Annotated in this window: 8 protein-coding genes; all 8 read right to left on the bottom strand. The window is 64.8% G+C overall.

Annotation, left to right across the window (positions count from 1 at the left end):
• On the bottom strand, positions 1 to 535 hold a 535-nt coding region (gene eda, locus ACE3S9_RS09620), incomplete at its 3' end, for a bifunctional 4-hydroxy-2-oxoglutarate aldolase/2-dehydro-3-deoxy-phosphogluconate aldolase (RefSeq protein ID WP_374546236.1).
• Positions 532 to 2,364 carry a phosphogluconate dehydratase gene (gene edd, locus ACE3S9_RS09615; RefSeq protein WP_374546234.1) on the bottom strand — a complete coding sequence of 611 codons (1,833 nt, stop codon included), beginning with the start codon at positions 2,362 to 2,364 and terminating at the stop codon, positions 532 to 534. The genes eda and edd, both read right to left, overlap by 4 nt.
• Before the next feature lie 26 nt (positions 2,365 to 2,390).
• Positions 2,391 to 3,113 carry a 6-phosphogluconolactonase gene (pgl, locus tag ACE3S9_RS09610; RefSeq protein WP_374546233.1) on the bottom strand — a complete coding sequence of 241 codons (723 nt, stop codon included), beginning with the start codon at positions 3,111 to 3,113 and terminating at the stop codon, positions 2,391 to 2,393.
• On the bottom strand, positions 3,110 to 4,588 hold the full coding sequence (gene zwf / locus ACE3S9_RS09605; protein WP_374546232.1) for a glucose-6-phosphate dehydrogenase: 1,479 nt from the start codon (positions 4,586 to 4,588) through the stop codon (positions 3,110 to 3,112). Before zwf ends, pgl begins: the two co-directional genes overlap by 4 nt.
• Positions 4,589 to 4,713: 125 nt before the next feature.
• Positions 4,714 to 6,132 carry a carbohydrate porin gene (locus tag ACE3S9_RS09600; protein ID WP_374546231.1) on the bottom strand — a complete coding sequence of 473 codons (1,419 nt, stop codon included), beginning with the start codon at positions 6,130 to 6,132 and terminating at the stop codon, positions 4,714 to 4,716.
• A gap of 27 nt (positions 6,133 to 6,159) precedes the next feature.
• On the bottom strand, positions 6,160 to 7,089 hold the full coding sequence (locus tag ACE3S9_RS09595; protein WP_374546230.1) for an ABC transporter substrate-binding protein: 930 nt from the start codon (positions 7,087 to 7,089) through the stop codon (positions 6,160 to 6,162).
• A gap of 32 nt (positions 7,090 to 7,121) precedes the next feature.
• Positions 7,122 to 8,081, bottom strand: coding sequence for a ribose ABC transporter permease (locus tag ACE3S9_RS09590; protein WP_374546235.1), 960 nt, complete (start codon positions 8,079 to 8,081; stop codon positions 7,122 to 7,124).
• Between the two features lie 74 nt (positions 8,082 to 8,155).
• The coding region (locus ACE3S9_RS09585) for a sugar ABC transporter ATP-binding protein (RefSeq protein ID WP_374546229.1) at positions 8,156 to 9,153 on the bottom strand (998 nt) is incomplete at its 5' end.

The raw sequence follows: 9,153 nt of genomic DNA, 5'->3' as shown, positions 1-9,153 counted from the left end.
TCGGAAGCGCGAGATATTTTGGCGCGCTTTCCAACGTCACGCCGCCCGTGGGGCAGAACCGTAGCTGCGGCAGCGGCGAGGACAGCGCCTTGAGATAAGGCTCGCCGCCCGCTGGTTCGGCCGGAAAGAATTTGGCGAAGCGATAGCCGCGCTCGATCAGCCGCATGGCTTCCGAGGCGTTCGCGACGCCCGGCAGGAGGGGCGCCTCGGACGCGGCGGCGGCGTCCAGCAGGGCCTCGCTCGCGCCGGGCGAAACCGCGAAGCGCGCGCCCGCTTTCCGCGCGGCGTCCAGTTGGCGCGGATTGAGGACGGTGCCGACGCCGACGACAGCCCCTTCGACCTCGGCGGCGATGACGCGGATCGCGTCGAGAGCAGCCTCGGTGCGGAGCGTGACCTCGATCGCCGGAAGCCCCCCATCGACGAGCGCGCGCGCCAGAGGAACGGCGTCGGCCAGATGTTCGATGACGACCACCGGAATCACCGAGGCGAGACCCAGGATTGATTCCAGACCCTGTTGCGGCTGACGTTCGCTCATGCGTCTGTTCCCGAAAAAATGCTGGCGCCCCTGTCGGACGTTCCGACCACGGCGCGGAAGGATGTGAAGAGTTCGCGGCCGACCCCGGCGTGGGACGCGGAAAGGTCCTCGGCGGCGAGCGGGCGCGCGGCCCATTCCTCATCGCGAACCAGAACGGCGAGGGTTCCCGCGACCGCGTCCAGCCGGATCAGGTCGCCGTCGCGGATCTTGGCGATGGGGCCACCGTCGAGCGCCTCCGGCGTCAGGTGGATCGCGGCGGGGACCTTGCCCGACGCGCCCGACATGCGGCCGTCGGTGACCAGCCCCACCTTGAAGCCGCGATCCTGCAGCACGCCAAGCGGCGGCGTCAGTTTGTGCAACTCCGGCATGCCGATCGCGCGCGGGCCCTGGAACCGGATCACGGCGATGAAATCGCGCTCCAGCCGGCCCGCCTTGAAGGCGGCTTGCAGAGCCTCCTGCGAATGGAACACCAAAGCCGGCGCCTCGACCACATGCCGTTCGGGCGCGACCGCGGAGGTCTTGATGACCGCGCGACCGAGATTGCCTTCCAGAATGCGCAACCCGCCCGTGGCGCTGAACGGCCGTCCGACGCTCCGCAAAATGGCCTCGTCGCCGCTGGCGTCCGGTCCGTCGCGCCAGACGATTTCACCATCGGCACCGAGAATTGGCTCCTGTCGATAGGCGCCCAGATGGCCGCCGAACACGGTCTGCGCGTCCTCGTGCAGGAGGCCGGCGTCGAGCAATTCGCGGATGACATGGACTGTGCCTCCGGCGGCGTGGAACTGGTTCACGTCGGCCTGACCGTTCGGATAGACCCGCGCCAGCAAGGGCGTCACTTCCGCGATCGCCTCGAAGTCACGCAGGTCGAGCGCAAGGCCCGCCGCCGCCGCCATCGCGACGAGATGGATCACGGCATTGGTGGAGCCGCCCGTCGCGGCGAGGCCGACGATCGCATTGACGAAAGACCGCTCGTCGATCATGCAGCCAATGGGGAGAAAGTTCGGTCCCAGTGCGGTTTGGCCGAGGACCTGGCGGACGGCGGCGCGGGTCAGGGCGTCGCGGAGCGGCGTGTCCGGATTGACGAAGGATGCGCCCGGCAGGTGCAGGCCCATGAATTCCATGAGCATCTGATTGGTGTTCGCCGTGCCGTAGAAGGTGCAGGTGCCGGCCGTATGGTAGGATTTCGCCTCGACTTCCAGCAAAGCCGCGCGATCGACCTTTCCTTCCGCGAAGAGCTGGCGGACGCGGTTTTTCTCGGCGTTGGGAACGCCGGACGGCATCGGGCCGGAGGGAATGAAAATCGCCGGCAGATGGCCGAAGGAAAGCGCGCCAATCACCAGGCCGGGAACGATCTTGTCGCAGATGCCGAGCAGAGCGACGGCGTCGAACGTCTGGTGGGACAAGGCCACCGCGACCGACAAGGCGATGACGTCGCGCGAGAACAGCGACAGCTCCATGCCGGCCTCGCCCTGGGTGATGCCGTCGCACATGGCGGGAACGCCGCCCGCGACCTGGGCGGTGGCGCCGATCGCCCGCGCTTCCGAACGGAGCAGTTCGGGGTAGCGCTCATAAGGTTTGTGGGCCGACAGCATGTCGTTATAGGCGGTGACAATGCCGAGATTGGGCGTCGAGCCCTTGCGCAAGGCGTCCTTGTCGCTCGCCCCGCAGGCCGCGAAGCCATGCGCCTGGTTGGCGCAGCCGAGGCGCCGGCGTTGCGGCGAGGCGGAGACCGCGCCGGAAAGCCGGTCGAGATAATGCGCGCGCGTCTCCCTGCTGCGGCGAAGGATCGCTTCGGTGATCTCGCCAATTCTGTCGTTTAAAATCGCCATATTTGATCCTCGATCGCTGATCGGCGTCAGATGCGCCAGAACGTCTCCAGAGGCCGGCCGCTGCGCAGGAACGCGCGGATGGGCATGTCTTCGACCGGTCCCCGCTGTTCGGCGGCGCGCAGGGCGCGCAACTTGGCCTCGCCTTCGATGTGAAGCAGGACAAGGCCGGCGTTCCGGAGCACCGGAAAAGTGAGTGTGACGCGCGGCTCGACGGCGGCGGGCGCGCGGACGATGGCCACTTTCCGTGCGGTCGAGGGGTTCAACGCCTCCGCGAGGCCGTCGCCATCCGGGAAAAACGAGGCGGTGTGCCCGTCTTCGCCCATGCCGAGAACGACGACAGCCAAAGGACGCGCCAGCGTATCGAGGCGCGCGGCGACTTCCTCGATGCCGCCTTCAGGCGTTGGGCTCGGGCTGGTCAGCGGGATGAAGCGCGCTTCCGCCGCCGCGCCGCGCATCAGGCGATTGATGACCAGCCGGGCGTTCGAGCGTTCCGACAACTCGCCGACCCAACGCTCGTCGACCAGCGTGATGTCGACCGCGCCCCAGTCGATCTTCTGCTCGGAAAGCGCCTCGAAAAAACGAACCGGGGTCGCGCCGCCCGAGACGGCAAGCGCGGCGCGCGGCGCCGTTTCCAGTCGATCCGCGAGGGCGCCGGCGACGCGACGGGCCAAGGCCTCCGCCAAAGCCTCTCTGGTTTCGAACCTGCGCAGCGCGACGGCGGCGGCGCGCTCTGGCCGTGATGCGTTCATTCGCCGTCCTCGACCCAGGTTCGCCCATCGCGCTCGATCAGCGCGACCGCCGCCGACGGTCCCCAGCTCCCGGCCACATAGGGACGCGGCGCTTCTTTCGCCTCCGCCCAGGCCTGCCGGATCGGATCGATGAAGGACCAGGCCGCTTCAACCTCGTCGCGGCGCATGAACAAGGTGGCGTTGCCGCGAATGACGTCCATCAGCAGCCGCTCATAGGCTTCGGGCCCATTGACGCCGAAGGCGTCCGCGAAGCTCATGTCGAGGGGCACATGCTGGAGACGGAACCCGCCGGGGCCGGGCTCCTTGATCATGAGCCACAGCTTGATCCCCTCGTCCGGTTGAAGACGGATGACAAGCTTGGTCTGGTGGAGCTTTCCCGCCGTTCCGGTAAACAGCGCGTGCGGAACCTTGCGAAAGGCGACGACGATTTCCGAGACGCGCTCGGGCAATCTCTTGCCAGTGCGCAGATAGAAGGGAACGCCCGCCCAGCGCCAGTTCTCGATTTCAAGTTTCAGCGCGACGAAGGTTTCGGTGAAGGTCTGCGGATCCCCGACTTCCTCGACATAGCCCGGGACGGCCTCGCCGAACGCCGCCCCGGCGCGATACTGACCCCGCACGGTGCGATCCGACGCGTTGCGCGAATCGATCTTCAGGAGAGACTGCAGAACCTTGCGCTTTTCGTCGCGCACCGCATCGGCCGTGAGGGAAGCCGGCGGCTCCATCGCGACAAGACACAGCAATTGCAGGAGATGATTCTGCACCATGTCGCGCAGGGCGCCGGATTTGTCGTAATAGCCGGCGCGGCTTTCCACGCCGATGCTTTCCGCCACGGTGATCTGGACGTGGTCGATATGGCCGGAATTCCACAAGGGCTCGAACAAAACATTGGCGAAGCGCAACGCCATCAGATTCTGCACCGTCTCCTTGCCGAGATAATGGTCGATCCGATAGATCTGGCTTTCCGCAAAGACCGCGCCCAGCGCGTCATTGATCGCTGCGGCGCTGGCGCCGTTCTTGCCGATCGGTTTTTCGACGATGACGCGCGCCGCCGGGGTAATCAGGTCGTGAAGCGCGAGGCGATCGGCGATCTTGCCGAACAGTTCCGGCGACGTCGCCAGATAGAAGGCCCGGACGCGCGTTGGGTCGTCGCCCAGGCTCGCGTGCAAATCGGCCCAGCCCATGTCGCCGCCGGCGTCGATCGCAATATAATCCAGCGCGGCGATGAACGCGTCGAGCGCAACGGAATTGGCGGCATGAGCAGGGTCGAAACGTTTCAACGCGTCGCTGACGGCGGCGGCGAAATCCTCGCGCGTGATCCGCTGGCGCGAGACGCCGATGATGCGCGTGCCCGGCGAGAGCTGGCCTTCGACGTGGCGACGAAACAGAGCGGGATAGAGCTTGCGATAGGAGAGATCGCCGGTCCCGCCGAAGACCACAAGATCGAAAGGCTCGACTTGCACGATATGTGTTGTCATTCCCGGAAATCCTGTCTCGTGTAACACGGCGGTTGATCCGTTTGTTCGCGTTGGCTTTCTTGTCCCATCGGCGTCGGCGCGGCTGTCGGGAGGACGCCAGCCGCGACCGTGCGAGGGGCCTGGGGTCAGAACACTTTCTGCTGCCGTTCGTGCGTGCTGAGGTCCTCGGCGCCGATGCCGGCCGCTTTCGCGAGATCGACATTCAGTTTGGCGCCAATGATGAAGGCGGTCGGAATGTTGTTCGGCCGCGCCGGCTCGTTGAAATTGTCGGGATTGATGATCGCCTGCAGATTGGGCGATAGTTGCACCGCCGGCGTGATCTGCCAGCCGTAGCTCAGCTCCATCATCACCATATAGGGCGACGGCGCCGTGAAGCTGCCGACCGCCGCGCGCGCCAGGCGGACATTGTTGAGCGCGTAATTGCTCCACTTCTCCACGTTCACGACAAAGCCCAGCGTGTCGGCGTCGCGGCCCTGGAAGGTTCCCTGCTGCAGCAGGCCAAGTTCATAATATTGCGACATCGCCGGCTGGCCGGAGGTCGCATCCATGAACACGCCGAAAACCGTCAGCCCGCGATTGGAGTTCGGATCCGGACGCGTGATCATCTGGTCGAAGCGCGCCCAGACGCCGTTGCGGCCGAACAGGGTCGCATAAGGGCGGCCATTGAGCGCAGAAAAGCCGCCGTTCTCGGCATAGAGCGGGCTGGCGTAGGATGAGCGATCCACCCAGCCGCCGACCTGATAATGGCGCGGCAGATCGTCGTTCTTGAAGGTGGTCGCATAGCCGAGTTCGAAGGGCATAATAGCGCCGGTCGCGTGCTGCGCGCTCCACTCGCCCAAGGGCCAGGCGGCGTCGGCGTCGCGCGGATTGACCTCGTAAGCCCCGCCGTGGAGATAGATCTTGTCGGTCAGCCAGGCCTTGACGTCGCCGCCCCAGGTCGCTTGCGGAAATCCGGAAAAATTGCTCGCGAAATAGATCAGTGCCGGATTGCCGCAGGTCGAATTGACCATGAAATGGCAATAGATCGGCGAGTCCAGGAAGGCGATATTGGCGGGGCTTCGGCCGACCGTCACGTCGAGGCGCCCGTCGAAGAACTTTCGTTCGAGCGTGAACACCGCCAGATGGACGCTCTGGATGCCCCAGATTTCCTGCGGCCCGATCGAACTGCCGATATAATATTGCGACAGCCGGTTGCCTTGGCGATCGACGACGGCCAAATGGACATAAGTGTCCTTCGCGGCTTGCGAAGCCAGCATTTTGCCGAGGTCGATGTCGAGACCGAAATAGACCTGTCCGGCATAAGTCGCGCCCTGGCTTATGCCGCCGACCGGATTGCCCGCCGGCTCCGCCGTATAGCTCGACGAGACCGTGACGCCATGGTCATAAAGCGTCTGGCCGACCGTGGCGAAACTGTCATGCACCTGCGCGCCGACAATATCCGTGGGGCTTGAGCCGAAACCCGGCGCGGCCTGTTGCGCATAGACTTGACTGTTCAGCAGCAACGCGGCCGATCCGGCCAGGGCTGCGATTGAAACGCGTGACATATCGATATCCCTCCCGATCAACTGCGCTTAGCGGTGCGATTCCCAGCCCTGGTATCCGGACACGTTGTCGCGAGTGACGAGTTTGGGCGGAATGAGCGTGGTCTGGGTCGCGGGCTTCTTCCCGTTCAGCAGGTCATTGCCCAGCTGAACGCCGAGTTTGGCCATCGAATAGGGATCCTGACTTGCGGAGGCCTCGATCAGCGTCTTCGACGCCAGCGCCTTTTCGATATCCGGCGCCCCGTCCACGGATGCGATGACGATATTGCCGCGGCCGAGCTGTTTGGCCGCGAGATCGCTGCCAATGGCCTGCGGATCGTTGATGGTGAAGACGGCGTCGAGTTTCGGATAGCGGGTCAGATAACCTTGCATGACCGCGAGTCCGCCATCGCGCGAGCCTTTGGCGTCCTGATCGGCGGAACGGATCTTGATTCCGGGCGCCGCCGCGAAAGCCTTCTTGCAGCCGGCGACGCGGTCGATCACCGACGAGACCTGCGGGCCGTTCTCGATGACGACGTCGCCCTTCCCGCCCAACTTGTCGACAATATATTGGCAGGCGATTTCTCCGGCTTTCACATTGTCGGTCATGACGGTCAGGTCTGCGCCCTCGGCCGCGGTGTCCACCGCCACAACGACGATGCCGGCGGCCTGCGCCCGCTTGATCGCCGGCGCCACGGCATGAGGATCGCCGGGATTGAGAATGATCAGATCGACGCCGGCGGCGATGAAATTGTCGATCTGGTTGAACTGCTTGTTCAGGTCGTAATCGAAGCCGAGCGTCGTCACCTTGACGTTGGCGTTGATCTTCTGGGCCTCGGCCGTCGCGCCCTTGGCGACGGCGACAAAGAACGGATTGCCCAGCGAAGCCAACGAAATGCCCACCGACTTGAGTTCCTTCGCCTGCGCCGGCAGCGTCATCATCGCTGCGAGAAGCGCGCCGGTGATTTTCCATTTCGACATTGTTGTCCTCCCGTCTCTTTTGGTTGATTTTTTCAGGTCCGCGCGGAGCCGCGCAGCCGGTAACGATCCAGCGCGACGGCGCCGATGATGACGAAGCCCTTGATGATGAATTGCCAGATATCCGAGACGCCGGTCAGGACCAGGCCGTTGCTGAGCACCGAGATGATCAGCGCGCCGACCAGCGTGCCCCAGATCGAACCGACGCCGCCGACGAAACTCGTGCCGCCGAGAATGACCGCCGCGATGGCGTCAAGCTCATAGGATTGCCCGAGTTGAAGGCCATTCGCCGCATAGAGGCGGGCCGCGGACATGGCGCCGCCGAGGCCGGACAGCAGGCCCGAGACGCCATAGACGAACAGCAGGATCAGCGGCACGCGAATGCCGGATAGCCGCGCGGCGTCCGAGCTGCCGCCGACCGCATAGATGTGCAGGCCGAGCACGGTCCGGCGAAGGACCGCCCAGGAGACCACGACCGTCGCGAAGGCGATGATCACCAGCCACGGGATTCCGAACAGCGCGCCATTGCCGATGACGGCGAAGGACAGGTCGGGATTGAAGACGGTCGTGTCATTACCGAGCAGGCGAGCGAGGCCGCGCACCGCCGTCATCGAGCCAAGCGTGACGATGAAGGGCGGCAGGTTCAGGAAGGCGATCATGCCGCCATTGCACAGGCCGAGCAGAAGGCCGGCGAGCAGAGCCGCCGGCAGCGCAAGAAAAGAGGCGCCGGGAACAAGCGAAATCGAGACGGCGACCATCGCGGAGGCGGCGAGGATCGAGCCGACCGAGAGATCGATTCCGCCCGTCAGAATGACGAAGGTCATCCCGGCGCCAAGTACGGTGTTGATGGACGCCTGCTGGGTCACGATGGACAGGTTCTGCCAGCTCAGGAAACGTCCGTTCAGCCAGGCGTCGCCGAACGCGCCGGTTTCCACATATCCCGTGAGAAACTGAAACATGAGGCACAGGATGAGCAGGACCGGCAGCATGCCCATCGTATGGATGAGCGGCGTGACGCCGAGTCGATATTTCTTGATTGTCTCGGGAACGGCATTCCGGGATGAGGCGATCATGACGCGCGGCTCTCCAGGTTGGAATGATGCGGGTGGCGAGCCCCGGAGGCCTCGTATTCCGACGCCGCCATCAGGATCGCGGCGATATTGTTCTGGTTGATCGGCGCGTTGGACGGACCGCCCAATTCGCCGGCGATGCGGCCCTCGCGCATGACGAGGACCCGGTCGCAGACGCCGATCAGTTCAGGCAGTTCCGACGAGATGACGATAACGCCGACACCCCGCTTCGCCAGCTCGTCGATGAGGCGATAAATTTCTGATTTCGCGCCGATATCGACGCCGCGCGTCGGCTCGTCGAGGATCAGAACCCGGGGATTCAGCTCCAGCAGACGCGACAGCAGCACCTTCTGCTGGTTGCCGCCCGACAAGGCGCCGACGAGATTGGTCGGCGCGCTGACCTTGATGTTGAGATCGGCGATGGCGCGGGCGCTTCTCTCTCCGGACCGGCGGAAATTGAGCCAACTGCCGAAACGGGCGTCGCGTTTCGCCACGCCGACATTGATGTTGTTGCAGACCGACATGTCGAGGAACAGGCCGAGCTTCTTGCGGTCTTCGGTCAGGTAGAGAACGCCTGCGCGAATGGCGTCGGCCGGAGAAGCGATCCGCACTGGCTCGCCATCGACCGCGACGCTTCCGGAGACCGCCTTGTCCGCGCCATAGATCAGGCGGGCCAGTTCGGTCCGCCCGGCGCCGACGAGGCCGGCCACGCCGAGCACTTCATTCTCGTGCAGATCGAACGAACAATCCCGGACGCGGCGCCCGTCGGACATGTCCCTGACCGACAGGATGGAGCGCCCGCGCAGGCAATGGGCGTCATGGTCCTTCTTGTAGAAGGTCGAAATGTCGCGTCCGACCATCATCTGCACGATGGCGGCGGGGCTGATCGCCTGGGTGTCGAGCGTTCCGACATAGGTTCCGTCCCGCAGGACGGTGACGCGGTCGGAGAGCTCGTAGATCTCTTCCATGCGGTGGCTGATATAGACGATGGCGAGGC

The organism is Rhodoblastus sp. (genome assembly GCF_041915505.1).
In the GTDB taxonomy this organism is placed as follows: domain Bacteria; phylum Pseudomonadota; class Alphaproteobacteria; order Rhizobiales; family Beijerinckiaceae; genus Rhodoblastus.
Note: the sequence above shows the minus strand (reverse complement) of the source record. Positions and strands in the feature narration are given on the sequence as shown.